Below are 18,479 nucleotides of genomic sequence, written 5' to 3'. Positions count from 1 at the left end.
ACCGGAGGTGAACGATGAATGTTCTCGTTGCCGGCGCGACCGGCTATCTCGGGCGCTACCTCTGCGCCGAATATGCGCGGCGCGGGCACCATGTCACCGCGCTGGTCCGCGATGCCGGGCGGGCCGAGGGGATTGCCGATCTCCTGGTTGAAGCCGAGGCCACCCGGCCCGAGACGCTGAAGGGCGTGATGGATGGCGTGGGCCTCGTGGTCTCCTCGCTGGGGATCACGCGGCAGGCGGATGGGCTGGGTTACCGGGAGGTCGACTTTCAGGCCAACCTCAACCTGCTGCGCGAGGCCGAGGCGGCGGGCGCCGGACGCTTTGCCTACGTGCATGTGCTGAACGCCGATGCCATGGCCGGTGTGCCGCTCGTCGATGCCAAATCCGCCTTCGTGGCGGCGCTCCATGCCTCCGACATGCCCGCGACGGTGATCGCGCCCACGGGGTATTTCTCGGACATGGCCGAGATCCTGTCGATGGCCCGCAGGGGCCGTGTCTGGTTATTCGGCGACGGATCGCACCGCCTGAACCCGATCCACGGCGCCGATCTGGCCGCGGCCATCGCCGATGCGACAGATGCGGGACTGGGCTGGGTCGAGATCGGCGGCCCCGACGTGATGACCCAAGGCGAAATCGCGCGCGCCGCCTTCGCCGCCCTCGAGACAGAGCCGCGGATCACCCATGTGCCGGACGCCCTGCGCCGCGCCGTGCTCGCCATCCTCCCGGCCCTGCCGCGCCGCTTTGGCGGCCCGGCGCGCTTTTTTCTGACCGCGCTCGGCCGCGACATGGTCGCGCCCCGTTTCGGGACGCGGCACCTCGCCGACCACTTTGCAACCCTCGCCACCGATAAGGTGCGCCAACCTCAAGGATCCCGCACATGACTCTTCGCTCTGCTGGCGGCCTCGCCGCCCTCACCTGCGCCGCAACCTACCTCGTCGGGTTTGCGCTCCTCGTCACCCTCTTCGCCCCGCTGGGCTTCGGAACCGGCGATATCGACCCCGCGGCGGTCGTCGCCTTCATCGCCGAGCGCCCGGGCACGCTTATCGCGTGGAACACCACGATCTACATCGTCAACGCCCTCGCGCTCGCGGTGCTCGTTGTCGCCCTGCGCCAGGAGATCGCCCGCGCGCGGCCCGACGCCGCCGCCCTGACCAACGCAATCGGCCTGATCTGGGCCACCCTCGTCCTCGGCGCCGGGATGATCGCCAATGTCTCCGTCGAACGTACCCACGCGCTCGCCGCCGACCCGGAGGCCGCCGCCGCGCTCTGGCAAACGCTCCACGCGGTTGAACTGGGCCTCGGAGGCGGCAACGAAATCGCCGGCGGAGCATGGATCCTCGCGGTCAGCCTCGCAGGCCTCGCAAGCGGCTCCCTGGGCCGCATCACCGCCGGTATAGGCGCGCTGAGCGGCTTTGCCGGGCTGGTGACAATCCTGCCGCCGTTGGGAGACATCGCCGGCGCCATCTTCGGCCTCGGCGCCATTGCCTGGTTCATCGCCGTCGGCATCGCGCTCCTGCGCGGCCGACCCACCGATCCGGCGAAGAGGATTGCCTGACACCCAATTGCGCCATGCAGACAGGGTAACGGAGCCTCCGGCGCTACAGCTTGTTTCGCGCTACGAAGATTGCGCTTACTGGTGAACGCGTGTGCGCCGCGACGCGGACTTGATCCGCAGTGTCGACCAGACCGTCCAGAGCAAAAGCGTGGCAGTCAAAAACATCACGGCGCTGCTGATGGGCCGGTCAACGAAGGTCATGAAGTCGCCCCGCGACAACAGCATGGCGCGGCGGAAGTGCTCTTCCATCAGCGGGCCCAGCACAAACCCCAGCAGAAGCGGCGCGGCAGGTAGGGAAAGATACCGCATCAGGTATCCAAGAGCTCCGAAAAAGGCGACCATCCAGACATCCGCCACGTTGTTGTGGACAGTGTATGTGCCGATACAGATGAACATCAGGACGGCCGGAAACAGCAGGTGGTATGGCACCAGCAAGAGGCGGACCCAAAGCCCGATCATCGGCACGTTGAGCAGGACCAGCAGCAGGTTGCCAATCCAGAAACTCATAACGAGGCCCCAGAACAGGTCCGGATGCTCCGTCATCAGACCCGGGCCGGGGTTGATGCCGTGGATCATCAGGGCGCCAAGCATGATGGCCATCGTGGCGCTGCCGGGAATGCCCAGCGTAAGGGTCGGAATAAAGGCCGTTTGGTCCGCGGCGTTATTCGCGGCCTCGGGCGCACAAATGCCCTCGATCGCGCCTTTGCCAAAGCGCGATGGGTCCTTGGCGACCTGTTTCTCGATTGCGTATGCCATGAAGGCCGCAATGGACGGTCCGGTTCCCGGCAGGGTGCCGAAGAAGGCGCCAAACCCTGTGCCACGCAGGATCGGCATTCCCGAGCGCTTGATGTCGTCCTTCGTGGGCGTCATCGCCTTGAGGCTAACGCTCTTGCGATCAATCGTGGTCAAGTCGACCTTGCCGATGCTGGCAATTACCTCGGTCACGCCAAAAAGCCCCATCGCCAGCGCGACCAGGCTGAGCCCATCCATCAGATCGAGAGAGCCAAAGGTAAAGCGCGGGACACCCGAGTAGATGTCGGTGCCGACCACTCCGAAAGCGAGCCCTAGCACCACCATGGCAAGTCCCTTGGCGGGCGCTCCCGAGGTGATCGTCGAGGCCGCGACCAGGCCCAGGAGCATCAGAGCGAAGTATTCGGACGAGCCGAAATTCAGCGCGTATTCCGCAATCGTTGGCGAAAAGATCATCAATATGACGATGCCGATCGTGCCGCCGATAAACGAAGCGACTGTGGTCATCAGCAAGGCGACGCCGCCACGTCCCTGCCTGGTCATCGGATATCCGTCCAGGCAGGTCACGGCGCTTGATGTCGTGCCGGGTATGTTGAGCAGGATGGAGGCAGTATTGCCGCCGTAGGAACTGCCGTACCAGATGCCCGCCAGCATGATCAGCGCCGTTGTCGGCTCCAGATGAAAGGTCAGCGGGAACAGCATTGAAATTGCCGCCAGCGATCCGATCCCCGGAATCACGCCGATAAGCGTGCCGAGAAAGACGCCGAGAAAGCAGTAGGCGAGGTTGTTGACCGAGAGAGCCGTTTCGAGCCCGATGGAAATGCTTGAAACCAGATCCATCAGAACGGCCACTTGAACATGAAAAGAGGCAGACCCAGACCGACTAGAAAGACCAGATACGCCAAGCAGGCAAGAGACACACAAAGAACTGCGAGGGTCAGGGGCTTAACCTTGCGCTCTGCGTAGGACGACAAGATCGTCGAGGCGAAGATGGCCGGGGCCAGCCCCAATGGACCAACCAGCAGTGCAAAGGCCGCGATGCCCAGAAGCACCATCACCAGAGACCGTGTGTCGACCTGTGGCAGGGTGCCGCTTCGGAAAAACGCAGGCACCGTGATCAGAACGCCGAGGCCAGTGAGCACCAGCCCGATGCCCAGCGGAAACATCCCCGGTCCCATCCGGTAGATCGTCCCGATATCGTATTGCGTGACCGAGTAGGTTGCAAAGAATATCCCGGTTGCACTGATCAATGCTCCGGTGATTATGTCAGCGGTGTCAACTCGCTTCATGCGCTCCCCCCTTTCGTTTCTTTTGTCGGGCCCGAGCCCTGCGGGCCGTTACTGGCCCGTCGTACAGCCCTTTTCGCGCAATGCGGCATCCACCCAGGATCGGTCGTTGGTCCTGTCAGCAATGCGCGCCATCTGCGCCGCCTCTGCCTGCTGCTTGCGAAGTGTCGCGTGATAGATCGTCTCTGCGGCGTCCATCGGGACGGACAGCAGCCCGTCCGCATCCCCTACAATGAGGTCTCCTGGATGAACGACCAGCCCGTCGACGCGGATCGTCGTATTGATCTCTCCGGGACCGTCCTTGTAAGGGCCCCGGTGCGTAACGCCAGAGGCGTAGACCGGAAAGGCGCCTCTGCTGATGACGTCGATGTCGCGGACCGCGCCGTAAATCACCACGCCTGCGACGCCTCGGTTGATCGCATGGGCGATCATCATCTCTCCAATCAGGGCGTTGGATGTCTCGCCGCCACCATCGACGACGATGACGTCCCCGGGGTCCGCGAGGTCGATGGCTTTGTGCAGCATCAGATTGTCGCCTGGTCGCGTCGCGACCGTCAGGGCCGGCCCGCAAAGATAGCCGGACTTGTGCACCGGACGCAGGCCCGCTCCGCCGCCGAACATCCGGTGCATCGAGTCGCTGATATTGGCCACCGGCAGGCCGCGAAAGGCCTCGACCCATTTCGATGCGACAACTGCCTTTCGCTGCTCAATCCTGAATCCGATCATGAAACCGTCTCTTCCCTTTATTCGTAAGTGATTTGAGGCGCTGAAGGCTGCCGGCTGACAACCGCAGGGTTCGCAAGAACTTCACGGCGCAGCGGCCGACCGGCGAAGGCGTCGAGCGTGTTTCTGACACTGGTCACGGCCATCGCCTTGATACCGCTACGCCCCGCGCCCGCGATATGCGGGGTCAGAATGACGTTCGGCAACTGCCACAGCGGATGGTTCTCGGGCGGTGGTTCCTGCGCAAAGCTGTCGAGAGCTGCGCCCCCGAGATGGCCAGCCTGCAACGCTGCGATCAGTGCGTCCTCTTCCACCAGGCCGCCGCGTGCGGTGTTGATCAGAAAAGCGCCCCGGGGCATCCGCCAGATGGTATCAGCATTCAGCATGTGCCGATTGGACGTCGTCAATGGGCAGTGCAGGCTTATAATCTCGTTCCCCGCCAGCAATTCATCCAAAGAGCCGACCTGACTGAACCCCTCGCTCACCTGGGCCGAGGGGTCGTAAATCTCGACCTCCATGCCCAGAGTTTTAGCGGTGTGCGCGACTTTGGCGCCGATGGCACCATAGCCGACCAGCCCCAGTTTCACGCCGACAATGTCACGACCGATGAAGCCCTGCTTGGGCCAGAGCCCCTGCCGCACCGAACGATCCAGCCCGAAGAAATCCTTGATCAGCGCGTAGATCAGTCCGATCGTGTGCTCTGCGGCGGAACTGGCGTTGGCACCTGTGGCCTTTAGCACCGGAATACCCCGGCGCGTGGCCGCTTCGAGGTCTATCAGATCGACGCCGACGCCATGCCGGGACAGGACGATCAGCTTGTCAGAGGCGGCAATGACCGTTTCATCGATGACCCCCTGGCGGACGATGATCCCTTCGACCTGATGGCGCCGCGCCAGCATCGCGATATCGCGGCTGTCTATGTTGTCCTCTGAATAGACGGTTTCGACCCCGTTATCCTTCAGCATGCGCGCAGCCTCTTCGTGCAGCTTCGCCCCTGTCACCAATACGGTTCGAACAGGCATGTCGTCTTTCCCCTTGGCGCTGCGATGCTTCTGCGGTGCAATCTCAACAGGTGCGTTTGCATACGGCTCCGATGTGATAATGCTATACCAAGGAGCTAAAGAGTTGCATAGATCGAAACGGCGTTTTATTTAATTATTGCACGGACAAGGATTGGTACATGGCAAAACGACCAGAAAGCGTCTCGGCTGTCGAGCGCGCGCTCTCGATCATGCAGACCTTCGAAGAAGGGGACACCACGCTTAGCCTTGCAGAGCTTGCCCGCAAAACCTCATTGGACAAGGCGACGGCGTTGCGGATCGCGCGCACCTTGGCCAACCGGCATTTCCTGATCCAGAACCCGGATTCAAGCTGGCGGCTCGGGCCTGCGCTTGTTCGGCTGGGGGCGATCTACCAGAGCAACTTCAACATCCGGGATGCCGCCGAACCGGCTTTGCGACAGCTGTCAAAATTGACCGGAGAAACGGCCGCCCTTTATGTCCGCGAGGGTGATCACCGGATTTGCCTGTTTCGTCACGAGTCTAGTCAGTCCATTCGCCATCACGTGAGGGTGGGCACCCTGCTGCCGCTAAATTTCGGCTCTCCGGGGCGTGTCATTCTGGCCTTCACCGGAGAAGAGGGCAGGCTTTACGACGAGATCCGCGCCCAGGGGTTTTACAACACCTTCGGCGAGACTGATCCGCAGGTGGCCAGCATGGCAGTGCCCCTGTTCCAGGGGGGCGATGTCCTGTTCGGCGCGCTAGCCGTGACCGGACCGCCAAACCGGTTCTCTCCGGATGCGGTCGCTCTTCACCTCAAAGCGTTGCGATCGGTCGGAGCGGAGCTGACCCGGTCGCTTGGCGGAAATCCCGCCTTTTATGGGGAACCCGGAGGCTCGGTCGGGGCAGAAGCCACCGACGGCGAAGCCACCTGAGCGCGCCCTAGCCGACCAGATTTTCGAAACGAAAAGAGCTTGCGATCGCCTATCGCGACCGCAAGCCCGGTGATTTCAAGAACTGGTGGCTAGGGTCAGTTCCGGATGCCCGACGCCTCGATCACTGCATCCCAACGCGTCACTTCCTGTTCGAAAAACGCTTCCATCTCTTCAGGCGTCGAATGGCCCAGCTTGGCGCCCATCTTGGCCAAGCGTTCTGCCAGCGCTTTGTCTGATACGGCAAAAGCGAGACCTTTGTTCAGGGTTTCCACGATATTGCCGGCCGTCTCGGCAGGGGCCATGACGCCGTACCATGTCGAGTAGGCATAGCCCTCGACCGTGTCAGAAACCTTTGGCACGCCCATGTCGGTCGGCGCTTCATCGGTCAAGGCGATCATGCGGATCTTACCCGCTTCCAGCATGGCGGTGAGCGATGGGATCGAACTGAGCGACATGTCGACGGCGCCGGCAGCCAGATCCACGATCGCCGGGGCCGAACCCTTGTAGGGGATGTGCTCGATCTCGACGCCGGTGGCCTGCTTGAACATTTCAAACCCCAGATGCGCCGCGGCGCCGGTTCCGGCAGAGCCGAAGTTGAGCTCGCCCGGGTGCGCCTTGGCGTAGGCGATCAGCTCTTCGACGGTTTGGACATCAAGGCCATCGCGGACCACCATTGCGTGCGGGCTCTTGGAAACCAACCCAACGGAGCGCAACTGCTTTGCGATATCAGTGTTGTTGTCCACCAAGGGGCGAATCACAACGTTGCCGGCCGCGGCGAAAAAGATCGTCTGACCGTCCGGATCGGCCTGCGCCACATGCTGTGCCCCGATGATGCCACCAGCGCCGCCCATGTTTTCGACGATGACCGTTTGGTCCAGGTATTCGCCAAGACGTTGGGCAATTTCACGCCCCACCAGATCGACAGGACCGCCCGGCGCAAAGGCCACGATCATGCGCACCGGCTGCTCGGGCTTCCAGTCCTGAGCTTGTGACCCGGTGGCTGTCAGGATCGCTCCCGCGATGGCCATCATCCCGAATTTAAGTTTATTTTTCATAGTCTTCCTCCCGTTTAGTTTCCGTTGTATTCCCGGCGGCCTTGTGTCACATCAAGCCGTTTCCCCGATAGAGTTCCTCTAGATCCGGCGTAGCCGTGATGATCCCCTGACGGCGAGCGCAAGCGACGGCCAGTTCGAGACTGCGGTCCACGGCGTCGCGACCGATCAGGGTCTCCTCGCCTGGCGTCTCCTCCGCCCGCGCAACGCTGGATTCCAGTCCTTGCATGAACTGTGCAACCAGATCCGGGCGCTGCTGCGCGAAGGCTCGCGGCACCGTCATGACGTGGTTGATCTGCAAGGCGTCGTGTTTCTGACGCCAGGCGTCTCCGGCTTGCTCGTACGCCTTGATCACGGGTGAAACGTCGTCGCCAACAGGATCGGCCCGCAGGATCGCCGCATCCAGCAAACCGTCTCTCAGCATGTCTTCGGCGTTGGCGCCCGGGGGCGCTTGCACAACGTTGTCCGGGTTCACAAAGCCATCTACGTGAGGCGGCTCAAATACCACCCAGGTGATCGCGTCGCGAGCAATTCCGTAATCCTGTTCCAGAATGTCGCGCAACCAAACCACGGTCGTCACTGTATAGGCCCGGACACCGATCCTCTTGCCCACAAGATCCCTGGGATGACGAATAGGCCCATCGGTGAGGCTGTAGAGAAAGCGATGCTGCGTGCCGCCCAGAACGACAACGGGCAACAGAGCTAGCGGCACGGCGCGCTCATGCGCCATCAGCACGGTCATGATGGGTGCCTCGGCGATGTGAATGTGCAGGCGTTCGATAAAGGCACGGAAATGCTTGACCGGTCGCCCGGGCAGAAAGCTGCACTCAGCGCCGAACCCAAGGCCGTCTTTCATCTCTCTCGTGCCGGGGTAGTCGCCCAGAAGTGCGGTGATCATCATGCTGTTCCCTTGGGCGCACTCAAGTGACTGATTGCCCTGATCATGGCCGTCACAGAAGATCGACACGGGCAGGAAAGACGCTCTGGAACGCCTCTCCATAGATCGGGCCGGTTGCTTTGCCCTTTTGCCGACGCCGGGACACAGCCCCGCGCTGAAGGCCGACTCTTTCGTAGTAGTCCCAAAGCGCCTTCTGGCCAGCGAGGCATTCCATAGCCTTGCGCTTGACCTCCCAGACGCTGGTGATGTCCAGTAGGGTATCGGGTTTGAACAGGCAGAGTTCCGATTGGTGCGGCTCGAAAGAATAGACCTGCGGCGCACCGATGACCGCGCCACCGGGATGACCGTGGGCCTGAGCGACCATGCGCGCTTCAAGCGCGAAGTTGAAAGTCGTCACGTGATCCAGATTTGACGGATCGGCGGCCGGATGGGTCAAGATGAATTCCGGCTGGGTTTCTCTCAGCACAGCGGCTGTCTTGTGCAGCATCTCATCGTTGACGCGCAGCATGTAGTCCGAGCCGTCCAGAAAGACGATGGTGGCACCAAGGACGTCTGCGGCCGCCTCGGCTTCGGCCCGGCGGCGGGCTCGGGCCTTTTCGGCAGTCATTCCCGGCTCTTCGTAAAGCCGCGCAGATTCACCGCGCTCCCCGTAACTCAGGCAGACGATCGTCGCCTTGTAGCCAGCGGCAACATGAAGAGCGATGGCTCCTCCACACCGCCAGACGAAATCGCCCACATGGGCACTGATCACGACGAATTCTTTCTGCACTGCATCCTCCGCAGATTGCGGCTCCGCGCCGCGCAGGGCGTGCTTGCCCGGCGCTTGCCTGCCGCTTTCTCAATGTCGCCACAGCCTACATGTCATTTAACAAAATGCAACGCCATTTCAAAAAATTCATCTTCACGCTTGTGGTCGGCCAGCAACCGTGCGAGTTTCGAGGGAGACGCGATTTGGTCTGCCACTGTCTGTGCGGCCCCTGACCGACCATGTGCTCGCCGGTCGTGGCAGGTGCTTTATGGGGTGCGCGTTTTTAGGGAGCTTGGTGGCAAAGGCCGCGGTTCTCGGCCGGCTCCGCCTCGAAGAGGTGCGGCCATCATCAATGACGACGTTAAACGAAAAGAGAGTGCGATGGGACAGCAGCAACAAGACATGGCAAAGTCTGCGGAAACCGAAGACCGTATTGCCCGCCTGTTTGCAGATCGGTATGGCGCCAGCGAACCCGGTCTACCGGGCTATTCTGGTGATGTGCTCGAAACTATATTGGGGCACCGCACGGTTCGGTCCTATCTGCCAGACGCGGTAGACGAAGAGGACATCTCGGTCGCAATTGCGGCGGCGCAATCCGCGCCCTCCTCATCCAATTTGCAGCTGTGGAACGTGGTGACCGTCGCCGATCCTGAGCGTATTTCCCGATTAGCTGCTCTGGCGAATAATCAAAAGCATATCTACGCCGCACCGTTGGTAATGGTCTGGATCTGCGATTTGTCGCGGATGCGGAAGATGACCGAGATCGAGGGCACAACCGCCGATGGACTGGACTACCTCGAACTCTTCCTGACGTCCGTCGTCGATGTATCGCTTGCGGCACAAAACGCCTGCGTCACGCTGGAGGCATTGGGATACGGAACCTGCTACATCGGGTCGATGCGCAGCAATCCCATCGAATTATCCGCCGAACTTGACTTGCCCAAGGGATCATTCTCGGTCTTCGGAATGACCGTCGGGCGCGAAGATCCGGCACGCCCTGCCTCGGTCAAACCCCGCCTTCCACAGCGCACGGTGTGGCACAAAGAAACCTATCGGGCGGATACGGTCGCAGAGGACATTGCACAGTACAACGCCACCATGCGCGATTTTCAGCAAGCGCAAGCAATGCCTGTCGTCGATTGGTCTTTGAAATCGGCAGAACGTGTCGCAACGGCGGACATGTTGAAGAACCGGGACAAGCTGAAAGGCTTCCTCGAAGAACGCGGTTTCAGCTTCAAGTAGCGCCCCGTTTACGGCCGCGGAAACCGTGAACAATTGATGCGGGTGGCACCATGCTTCAGACCGGAGCAGGTACCATCCACTTCAGTGCGCTTCTGCTGACGGTCTGCCCCGGTGGGGTTTGTCACATGACCTTGCCCAGCCTGCGAGAGGTGAGGCCGAAGGGTTATCAAGCGACGTTTGCCGCAGGATACAACGCCTCGAACAGGCCGTCGATCAAAGCGATTTCACCATGGACACCCGTTCGTTCGGCGTGAGCGGAAGCTCTGGCGATACCCCAGCAACCGTCTCATCGGCGCATGATCGCTGTCGATCCGAGTGTTGCGCCATATTTTCGGTCGATGTGGCGGATGTTGTCAAAATGCAGTTCAATTTTGTGAACTGTCTTACAAATGACGCCTCGATAGTCCCGCGCTTTGTCCGACTCGATTGTCATCGGCCGGTGCAGACAGGCACGCTTGATCGCCTTATTGAAGTCGCCTTAGCAACGCGCCGCGCGGTGAGGCGGAAATCGATCATCTGGCATTTGGAATCGACGGCACGCCAGAGGGAGCGCCATCAGCCTCCGACCCGGTATAGGTTTCATCGATGTGCGAGTCGACGCTCGCGCGGGCAAGTGCTTCTCGGTGCGCTTGGCAGGTCACTGCTGAACTTCTGGACCCAGAGATACGCCGGAGAGCGATCCACCGTGACCCCACACTCTGAAAGAAGATCAACGAAATCCTAGTAGAAAATAAAAAGTGCAGATGCCAACCTATGCAAAGAGAATGAACGCGCGCGGAAAGCCATGATGCTTGAACGGTGACTTGCGCGGCATGTTCAACCTCAAAAGCCAAAATCTGGCCGACAAGAATAATTCATGGAATAGCCAAATTAAAAAGACCCAAGAAAAGTTAAAGAGACAGACATGCGCTTACTTAAATTGCTAATCTCTACAACTACCTTCTACGTTCTTATTTCTTCGGTTGCGTTTGTATTAGGAAGTAGTATTGGAGCAGCAGCTTACATTGGGTTGATATTTGTGACCATAGCATTTCCGGTATTTTTTGTGTCCGCATTGTTTAATTGGAGCATGCCGGTATCAATATTGTCTATGACCCTTTGGATCTCTTTCATCTTGCATTTGCCCGCGTTTTTTGTTGGAACCTTCAACTACACGGCTGGTTCTGGTCAAATTTATAGGGACGGCCTCCCAGACGCAGTCTTTGCCCTTGAGATAGTTATCGCGTTTTGTTTAGTTGCGACAGCGTCTTTCTGCGCGGCAAAATATTTGTCACCTAAAGAGACTTAAATCGGGAGCGATTGATGATGGTTCGATCGCGGTTGGCGACGTGGGTTCTGTGCGAACCACGAATGCCTTGGCTTTGGGGAGCGTATTTCACATTTTATGCATCAAGGCTTAGCGACCGGGAATGTTACGAAAACCTCCACCTTTTTTCGCCCTTGTTGGAGCTCTCGAAATCAGCGATTTCAAAAAAGAGGCCTATGAAAATGGTGATGATCTTCCCAACCAAGCTCCCAACCGGGATCGGTAGCCAGACACGAGCCGCGAGAAAATTCAGTGTTTACTGGTAGCGGAGGAGGGACTTGAACCCCCGACACGCGGATTATGATGCAGCAAGATCGGTTCAAGGGCACGCTACGCTATAAGATAGTGTGAGACGCCGAAAGACGGAAATATTTCATGTTTACAATTGTATAGCCACCGCATCCTGCGTCTCATCCGGCCTCATGCGACCTCGCAAAATCGCACCCCAGCGCAGCGATTTCGCCACCCCAGCGCCACCCCAAAGGAAATTCCTTCCGGGCGAACTCAGACGGTCCGACTTCCTCCTCGCTAACAACGAGGAGCACGACCATGACGACCACCAATGCCACCGCCCCCCGCGATTTCACCGATGTCTTCGTCCGCGGCTTCAAGAACGAGTCCGACAAGCGAGTCGAGATCCGGGACGCCAAGATCACCGGGCTGGTGATGCGGGTGACACCGAAGAATAAAAAGACCTTCACTCTTCACACCCGCACCGCCGTCGGCGACAAGGTGCAGATCACGATCGGGGCCTACCCCGCCATCTCGCTGAAGGACGCGCGCGCGATCGCGGTGAACCACCTCGCTGATATTCGGCGGGGCCATGATCCCCGGGAGCAGGCCCGGCTCGCCAAGGCGCTCGCCGAGGCCCAAAGCCTAACCCTGACCGATCTGCTTGATGAGGTCGAGCCGATCTTCGCCCTCACCAAGTCAACATGGCGCGCCGGCAGCCGCTATGGTCGCACGAAGCCCGAGGCACGGGCTGCAATCGAAAACGTCTTCCAGTCGCTTCTTGGCAAGCCTCTGAACAAGATCAGTCAGTCGGACTTTTCTAAAGCGGTAAAGGGATACACTCCGAAGCGACCCCGGAAAGGCAAGACCAGCGCAAACGGCTCGGTTGCGCGCGCTCTGACGTATCTCCGGCCGGTGTTCGACTGGGCCTCCAACCGCGGCCGCTTCCGGAAGGAGGGCGCAGGGCGAGAGCCGAAGCTGGCGTTGCCGGACCTGGCCCTCATCCACGACCCGTCTATCGATGACCCGACCCTCGAGGGGAAACGGGAACGTGTGCTCACTCAGGATGAGCTGATTAGCGTCATGCCTCTGCTGGTCTATCCAGCTCCGGCAGGGCTGCGGTCAAACCTTGATCCGCATGAGGATTACGGTCCTGTGGCCTTTCGCTTCCTATTCCTTACATTGTCCCGTCGCGAGGAGGTCGCCGGTGCGCGCCGCAAGGACATAGATCTACGCGCTCGCACTTGGACCAAGGCGGTGAAGACACGGCGCAAGCCCGGCTCCCATGGTCCCGCGGAACGCCGCAAGGTAACTGTCCCGCTGTCGAATGCAGCAATCGACCTCCTGCTTTCGCTTCCAAGCTTCGTCGAGGGACAGCCGGAAGATCTCGTCTTCCCCTCGTCGAGTGGGGGCCCTCTCGGCAACTGGGACCGGACGCAGGACACCATCAACCAGGCGAGTGGAACATCTGGTTGGCACCGCCATGATCTCCGGCGGACTGCGGCAACCATCCTCGGGCAGTTGAAGGTCCAGCCCGCCGTTATCGACACACTCCTATGCCATGTAAATCCCTACAACCGGGAACAGGTATCTTCAGCAGCGCCGATCTACATTATCAAAACAAAGATCTTGCACGATGCTATCGATCAGGAACGTGTCGCGGTGAACCAGCTTGCGGATGCTTTGGCGTCCATCTGCACGCCCAGCCAGACCTCCGAGCTCTCGCGCCCTGAAGAAGCAACGCCTTCCGCTCCGGCTGAGCGGCGCAAGTCGCCATGGGCCCGCTCTGCGTAGGGTGGTCACGGGGCGAGCCTTTCGTGCCCTGAATCGGAACTGCGAGCGGGGGGATAAGGCCACGCCGCTCGCAGATGTCCGTCGATGCCAATTCTTCAAATCAGAAGGCGACACAACGGTCTGCATCCGGCCCGATCCGGACGTTCACGATGCACCCCACAAATGGCAGAATTCAGTCCAAAGCGTCTGAGCTTGCCGCAGTTGGCACAACGCAAACTTTCTTCCACGACGGGATAAAGCCTCCCCACGTTGCGCCAAAGTTCCTCACTTGGTCTACTGGCAAAAGCTGGGCACAGTAACAAACCTGATCAACTTCAAAGACCGGATTTATTGCCGATGACAAGAGAGAATATTCAAACTGAAGCTGACGCGTTGCGGTCAATTCTTGACTGGTCGAAAGAGCGTCCCGCTTGGCAGCGCGACGCCCTTCGGCGCCTTCTCCAAAACGGCGAACTGACGGACACTGACATCGCGGCGCTCGCCGAGCTATGCAAGGACCAATCGAAGCCATCGTATCCTCTAAGGGAAGAGCTTATCTCGGCTCAAAAAGCAGGTGCGCCAACAGTGGCGCTGAAGAGCATTCGCAACGTCCAGAACATCAACGCCCTCGCCGAGAAGCAAACCCTTTCCTTTATCCCGAAAGGGATCACGATCATCTACGGAGACAACGGCGCAGGTAAGTCCGGCTACGTTCGCATCCTGAAGCGCTCCTGCCGAGCCAGGAACGCAAAGGGCAAGGAGGAGGCGCTCCTTCCCAACATCTACGAACAGGCCAAAGGGCCCCAATACGCAGAGCTTGAATACCAAGCCGGGGCGCAGACGCAGAAGGCGACGTGGAAGAGCGGCCAGCCCGTCGATGCGCTTCTTTCGGAAATCAGCGTCTTCGACTCCCGCACCGCCAACGTTCACGTAGAGGAAACCAACGATCTCGCCTACACGCCGTTTCCGATGAAAGTGCTGGAGCGGCTGGTCGCCGCTTGCAAGTCGGTCAAGGGGACGATTGAAGGCGAGATCGCGGTGATCAAGGCGCAGACCCCGCGCAGCGTTTCAGATCCCTCATGTTCGCCAAACACTGTCGTTGGGCAGATGATGGCAAAGCTCGGAAAGGATACGAAGCCGGAAGCCGTTGAAACCTTGGCCGCGTTGAGCGACGAAGAGGCGGCGCGCCTCGCTGAATTGACTGCGGATTTCGCCCATGACCCCAAGACCACGGCGCGACGGCTCCGGGCGCAGAAGACCCGGCTCGAGACCATCCGAACGAGGCTTCAGACCTTACATGCCGCTGCTTCTACCGAAAGCGCAGAGCAGCTGGCAACGCTCTTTTCCGATCTCAGCGCCAGAACGGAAGCGGCCAAGCTTGCCTCCGCCGCGCTATTCAAAAACGAGCCGCTGGAGGGCGTCGGATCGGAAACCTGGCGGACACTCTGGGAGGCAGCGCGCGCTTATTCCACCGCCGAAGCCTATCCGGACACAGCTTTCCCGGTCACCGGCGAGGAAGCCCGCTGCGTCCTTTGCCAACAGGCTCTCAGCGAAGAGGCGGGAAGCCGCCTGCACCGGTTCGAGGCGTTCGTTCAGGACCGCACCCAGCAGGATGAAGAAGCCGCCCGGCGCGCGCTCTCAGCCTTCGTCGAGACTTTGCGCAGGGCTTGGCTCGGTCGCGGGACGCGCCTGGAAGACCGCAGTTTTCTCGCAGACGAATTCGGCAATCAAGACCTCGCGGCTGCATACAAGTCGTTCACGGTCCGGGTCTTGTGGCGTCTTCGCGCAGTGCTCCAGGCGAGCGCCGACGTCGCTCTGTCATTGCCCCCCCTCGACAGTCTCGGTCTCGATGCCGTGATTGATGCCATCGATACCCGCGCCGACGCACTGCTCACCGATGAGGAAAGCCCCGAACGAAAGGCGCTGAGAGCCGAACTGGCTGGGCTGCAAGACCGGCGGTGGCTCGCCGGGATGAAAGACGACGTGCTTGCCGAAATCGGACGCGCGATGGATGTCGACGCGCTTAGCGCGGCCTTGAAGGACACGAAGCAGAACACGATCACCGCGAAGAACACCGAGCTGTCGAGGGCCCTGATCACCGAGCGGCTTCGCGGGCGCTTTGCCCAGGAAATCAATCACCTCGATCTCGCAGGCTTGGCGATCGAGCTCGAACAGGCGGGTTCGCAAAGCGGGATCTCCCGGTTCAAGGTCAGCCTGATGCACAAGAAGTCCGAGAATGCCGGGTCGATCCTCAGCGAAGGCGAATACCGCTGCGTCGCGCTTGCCGGCTTCCTCGCCGAGCTCGCTACGAACGACAGCGAGTCCGCCATCATCTTCGACGATCCTGTGTCGTCGCTGGACCATCTCCACCGTGAAGCCATCGCCAAACGTCTGGCCGAGGAAGGACGCAAACGTCAGGTGATCGTCTTCACCCACGACCTTCCGTTTCTGTTCCTTCTGCGCAACGCCTGCGTGCAGGGGGGCGATCCGGCGCTGAAGACAGAGGTGGCGGTCCGCCATATTCAGAAGCGGCTGGACACGCCGGGCTATTGCAGGAACGAGCCGCCCGAGAAGGCGCAGGATGCCCGCTCGCGCCTAATGACAATGCGTAGCCACCTCGCGAAGGCAAGTGCCCAGTATGACAATGATCCGGACGGCACTGACTGGCTGATGACCGCCCGCGGGCTCATCGACAGCCTCCGCCAGACGTGGGAAGCCGCTGTCGAGGATTCAATCGCGCCTGTGCTACGCACCTTCTCCAGCAAAGTGAATACTAAGGGCTTCGCCAAACTCTCAGTAATCACCGAGCAGCACGCCAAGACCATGCGCCATCACTATGGGGAATGCTCAATACTGCTTCACAAGATTTCGGATTCGATGAACCCCGTCGCTCCAACACCTGACCGTATCGAGAAGGAACTTGACGCACTAACGGTCTGGCTCGACGATGTCTCCACCCGACAGAAGCAAATTTAAGCCACCCGCGTGATCTCCGCACAGTAACGGGCCCGACTTTTCGGACGGCCGCTCCTGGCGCATCGCATCGGTTCATTCGAAGCGCAGCAAAGGTCGGCTTGCCTCCCTTGGGACGCTCACGGCCCACAGCAGCCGTCGGCTACGAGTGTCACGAACGGCAGCTCCAAGCCGAGCGCGACGAATTCTGTCCGCCCTTCGCGTCATGAGGTCGGTCCAAAAAAGGGAAAACCTTTCCCAGCACTGTAGTAGATTGTGATGTCCATTGTGACGGCATGCGGGGTGTCGAGTGTCATTAAGTCCCAAGTCTCGCGCATGTCGTAGAAACTTGCCGTCTTGCGAAGAAATTCAGTAGCGGTTCGATCGACTCTTTATGGCCACATCGGATACGGATAATTGCGTCGCGAGGCGATAAACAAACTGGGTTAAGGCGGCGCGTTTCTTTGAGGGGAAGAGTTTGAGCACAAGTTACTTCACGGACCGCGAATATGGCGCTCTGCCGGCAATATCGGAAACTATCGGCGAACGGGTTTGGGGCGCCCTCCATGCGCTTATGGATATGCGCATCGGAAATGGCGCGTTCGGCTATCGATTCACCGAGCAATGCCCGGACGGAAAAGGGCCGTGTGGCTGCGACCAGCAAGCTTTTGGACGATTCCTCCAAGCCGAAGTCCCGTGGGTCGAGTGGCCGCTGCGATGCGACGAGCTCCCCGAGACACCGGTCGTGCTGGATCTACTGGAGTTCTGCGCAAAGGCGGTCGGCGAACCAATCCTCGGCAGCTACCACTCCTATTATGGTCATCATCACTTGACATGGGACAGAGCCGCAGGCCTCGCCTCCTTCGTCGCGGACGTCAACCTCCTGTTCCAGAGAAATGGCATCGCCTTCAAGCTCGATGACGACGGCCGCGCAAAGCGAATACTCCCGCAGCCGGTCGCACAGGCCCTTGGCTGGCAGATGTTCGATACAGGTGAAACGGAGCTCGATCGCCTGCTGGATTACGCTCGCTCGCGCTTCCTTTCGCCGAAGCTCGATGATCGTCGGGATGCGACCGAAAAGCTGTGGGATGCCTTCGAGCGCATGAAGACACTCGAGCCAGGTTCGGATAAGCGCGCGCAGGCCGATGCTCTGCTGGATCGAGCCGCTGCTCCCGGAACGAGGATGCGTGCCGCGCTCGCTGACGAGGCGAAGGAGCTCACCTCTATCGGCAACAGCCTGCGCATTCGCCATTCGGAGGTGACACAGGAAGTGATCGATCAGTCGGTGCAGCTGGATTGGCTCTTCGTCCGCATGTTCGGCTTCTTGCGGCTGCTATTGCTGTCGTCCGGACGGAGCACCAATCCAACTTCCGCAGGAGAGAGGCGGTAGGGAATGAGAATTGATGTTACGAAGGCCGATGCCGGCGTCGCTGTTGGAACCGTCACCGCCATCGTCGGTGTCCTCACTGACCTGAAGTTCGACAGTTCAGTCTCGACGGCGTTGACCGCGGCGGGCGTCATCGCAACCGCATTGTCGAGCTATTTCAAGTCGCGCAGCGCGGCCAGCAGTGCTCGGGAAAGCGCGCGTGAGGTAGCCGATATCGCGGCTACGGCTTCGATCGACAACACCGCCAAGACGGTGCTGGTGCAGACGGTCACCGCAGAGCGAGCGAAATGGCGAGCCGAGATGCGGGACCAGACCGAGCGGCTGGCGGCGATCCTGCGCACCCATGAACGAGGCGGACCCGAGGTCGACTGGGTTCAGTTTGACCGTCTGCGAACCGGGATCAGGCTGCGCCTCAATCCAACCGGGCGCACTCCAGTGCCTGCCGAGGGCGACACGCATGATGCCGATCGCGCGGTGCACCAGGTTCTTGACGCCATAGCAAACGCAGGCAAATCAGGGACGTCGCCGAACACCGCGTTGGCTGACGATCTTGAGGAGCACATGGCGGCTCTTCTCAAGGGCGAGTGGGACAAGTCGAAGTGCGAAGCGGTGTCGGGGAAGCTCGGCGGTTAGTAACCCGATG

The 18,479-nt window shown here is 60.3% G+C and carries 15 protein-coding genes and 1 pseudogene; 8 read left to right on the top strand and 8 right to left on the bottom strand.

What is annotated here, in order from left to right; genetic code table 11:
• Nucleotides 1-14: 14 nt before the first annotated feature.
• Both BM353_RS04665 and BM353_RS04660 read left to right on the top strand, forming a co-directional pair.
• Entirely contained in the window at nucleotides 15-881 is an 867-nt protein-coding gene (locus tag BM353_RS04665; protein ID WP_092077114.1) for an SDR family oxidoreductase, read from the top strand.
• Nucleotides 878-1,555 (top strand): hypothetical protein, encoded by a 678-nt coding sequence (locus BM353_RS04660; protein WP_092077112.1) that lies wholly within the window; start codon nucleotides 878-880, stop codon nucleotides 1,553-1,555. Before BM353_RS04665 ends, BM353_RS04660 begins: the two co-directional genes overlap by 4 nt.
• Before the next feature lie 75 nt (nucleotides 1,556-1,630).
• On the opposite strand, the gene BM353_RS04655 is transcribed toward BM353_RS04660, so the two are convergent.
• Genes BM353_RS04655 through BM353_RS04640 form a run of 4 tightly spaced genes read right to left on the bottom strand, consistent with a single transcriptional unit; the run spans nucleotide 1,631 to nucleotide 5,336 of the window.
• Nucleotides 1,631-3,145 carry a tripartite tricarboxylate transporter permease gene (locus tag BM353_RS04655; protein WP_092077110.1) on the bottom strand — a complete coding sequence of 505 codons (1,515 nt, stop codon included), beginning with the start codon at nucleotides 3,143-3,145 and terminating at the stop codon, nucleotides 1,631-1,633.
• Nucleotides 3,145-3,594, bottom strand: a complete 450-nt coding sequence (locus BM353_RS04650; protein ID WP_092077108.1) for a tripartite tricarboxylate transporter TctB family protein — start codon at nucleotides 3,592-3,594, stop codon at nucleotides 3,145-3,147. Before BM353_RS04650 ends, BM353_RS04655 begins: the two co-directional genes overlap by 1 nt.
• A 48-nt stretch (nucleotides 3,595-3,642) precedes the next feature.
• On the bottom strand, nucleotides 3,643-4,317 hold the full coding sequence (locus BM353_RS04645) for an RraA family protein (RefSeq protein WP_092077106.1): 675 nt from the start codon (nucleotides 4,315-4,317) through the stop codon (nucleotides 3,643-3,645).
• A 17-nt stretch (nucleotides 4,318-4,334) separates the two neighbouring features.
• Entirely contained in the window at nucleotides 4,335-5,336 is a 1,002-nt protein-coding gene (locus BM353_RS04640) for a hydroxyacid dehydrogenase (protein ID WP_092077104.1), read from the bottom strand.
• Nucleotides 5,337-5,494: 158 nt separating this feature from the next.
• Here BM353_RS04640 and BM353_RS04635 point away from each other — a divergent pair, with 158 nt between their 5' ends.
• The gene (locus tag BM353_RS04635; RefSeq protein WP_092077102.1) at nucleotides 5,495-6,247 is read left to right on the top strand and encodes an IclR family transcriptional regulator; all 753 of its coding nucleotides are present in this window, start codon (nucleotides 5,495-5,497) and stop codon (nucleotides 6,245-6,247) included.
• 95 nt (nucleotides 6,248-6,342) lie between these two features.
• Here BM353_RS04635 and BM353_RS04630 read toward each other — a convergent pair whose 3' ends face one another.
• From BM353_RS04630 to BM353_RS04620, 3 genes are read right to left on the bottom strand one after another with little or no spacing between them, the layout of a single operon-like run.
• A complete protein-coding gene (locus tag BM353_RS04630; RefSeq protein ID WP_092077100.1) occupies nucleotides 6,343-7,302 on the bottom strand; it encodes a Bug family tripartite tricarboxylate transporter substrate binding protein in 960 nt (319 codons plus the stop codon).
• Nucleotides 7,303-7,348: 46 nt separating this feature from the next.
• Nucleotides 7,349-8,200, bottom strand: coding sequence for a substrate-binding domain-containing protein (locus tag BM353_RS04625; protein WP_092077098.1), 852 nt, complete (start codon nucleotides 8,198-8,200; stop codon nucleotides 7,349-7,351).
• Between the two features lie 49 nt (nucleotides 8,201-8,249).
• On the bottom strand, nucleotides 8,250-8,966 hold the full coding sequence (locus tag BM353_RS04620) for a PIG-L deacetylase family protein (protein WP_092077096.1): 717 nt from the start codon (nucleotides 8,964-8,966) through the stop codon (nucleotides 8,250-8,252).
• 360 nt (nucleotides 8,967-9,326) lie between these two features.
• Between BM353_RS04620 and BM353_RS04615 the strand changes: the two genes are divergently transcribed.
• Nucleotides 9,327-10,187 (top strand): nitroreductase family protein, encoded by an 861-nt coding sequence (locus BM353_RS04615; RefSeq protein ID WP_218155458.1) that lies wholly within the window; start codon nucleotides 9,327-9,329, stop codon nucleotides 10,185-10,187.
• Between the two features lie 166 nt (nucleotides 10,188-10,353).
• On the opposite strand, the pseudogene BM353_RS17225 reads toward BM353_RS04615, so the two are convergent.
• Nucleotides 10,354-11,001 (bottom strand): annotated as a pseudogene (locus BM353_RS17225) (IS6 family transposase).
• Between the two features lie 1,041 nt (nucleotides 11,002-12,042).
• Here BM353_RS17225 and BM353_RS04605 point away from each other — a divergent pair.
• From BM353_RS04605 to BM353_RS04590, 4 genes are all read left to right on the top strand, one after another.
• Nucleotides 12,043-13,518 (top strand): tyrosine-type recombinase/integrase, encoded by a 1,476-nt coding sequence (locus tag BM353_RS04605; protein ID WP_092077093.1) that lies wholly within the window; start codon nucleotides 12,043-12,045, stop codon nucleotides 13,516-13,518.
• A gap of 336 nt (nucleotides 13,519-13,854) precedes the next feature.
• On the top strand, nucleotides 13,855-16,473 hold the full coding sequence (locus tag BM353_RS04600; protein WP_143104099.1) for an AAA family ATPase: 2,619 nt from the start codon (nucleotides 13,855-13,857) through the stop codon (nucleotides 16,471-16,473).
• A gap of 454 nt (nucleotides 16,474-16,927) precedes the next feature.
• Nucleotides 16,928-17,839 (top strand): hypothetical protein, encoded by a 912-nt coding sequence (locus tag BM353_RS04595; protein ID WP_218155457.1) that lies wholly within the window; start codon nucleotides 16,928-16,930, stop codon nucleotides 17,837-17,839.
• A gap of 3 nt (nucleotides 17,840-17,842) precedes the next feature.
• Entirely contained in the window at nucleotides 17,843-18,469 is a 627-nt protein-coding gene (locus BM353_RS04590; protein WP_092077089.1) for a hypothetical protein, read from the top strand.
• Nucleotides 18,470-18,479 lie beyond the last annotated feature (10 nt).

Origin of the sequence: Poseidonocella sedimentorum, assembly GCF_900116005.1 — a bacterium.
Lineage (GTDB): Bacteria > Pseudomonadota > Alphaproteobacteria > Rhodobacterales > Rhodobacteraceae > Poseidonocella > Poseidonocella sedimentorum.
Note: the sequence above shows the minus strand (reverse complement) of the source record. Positions and strands in the feature narration are given on the sequence as shown.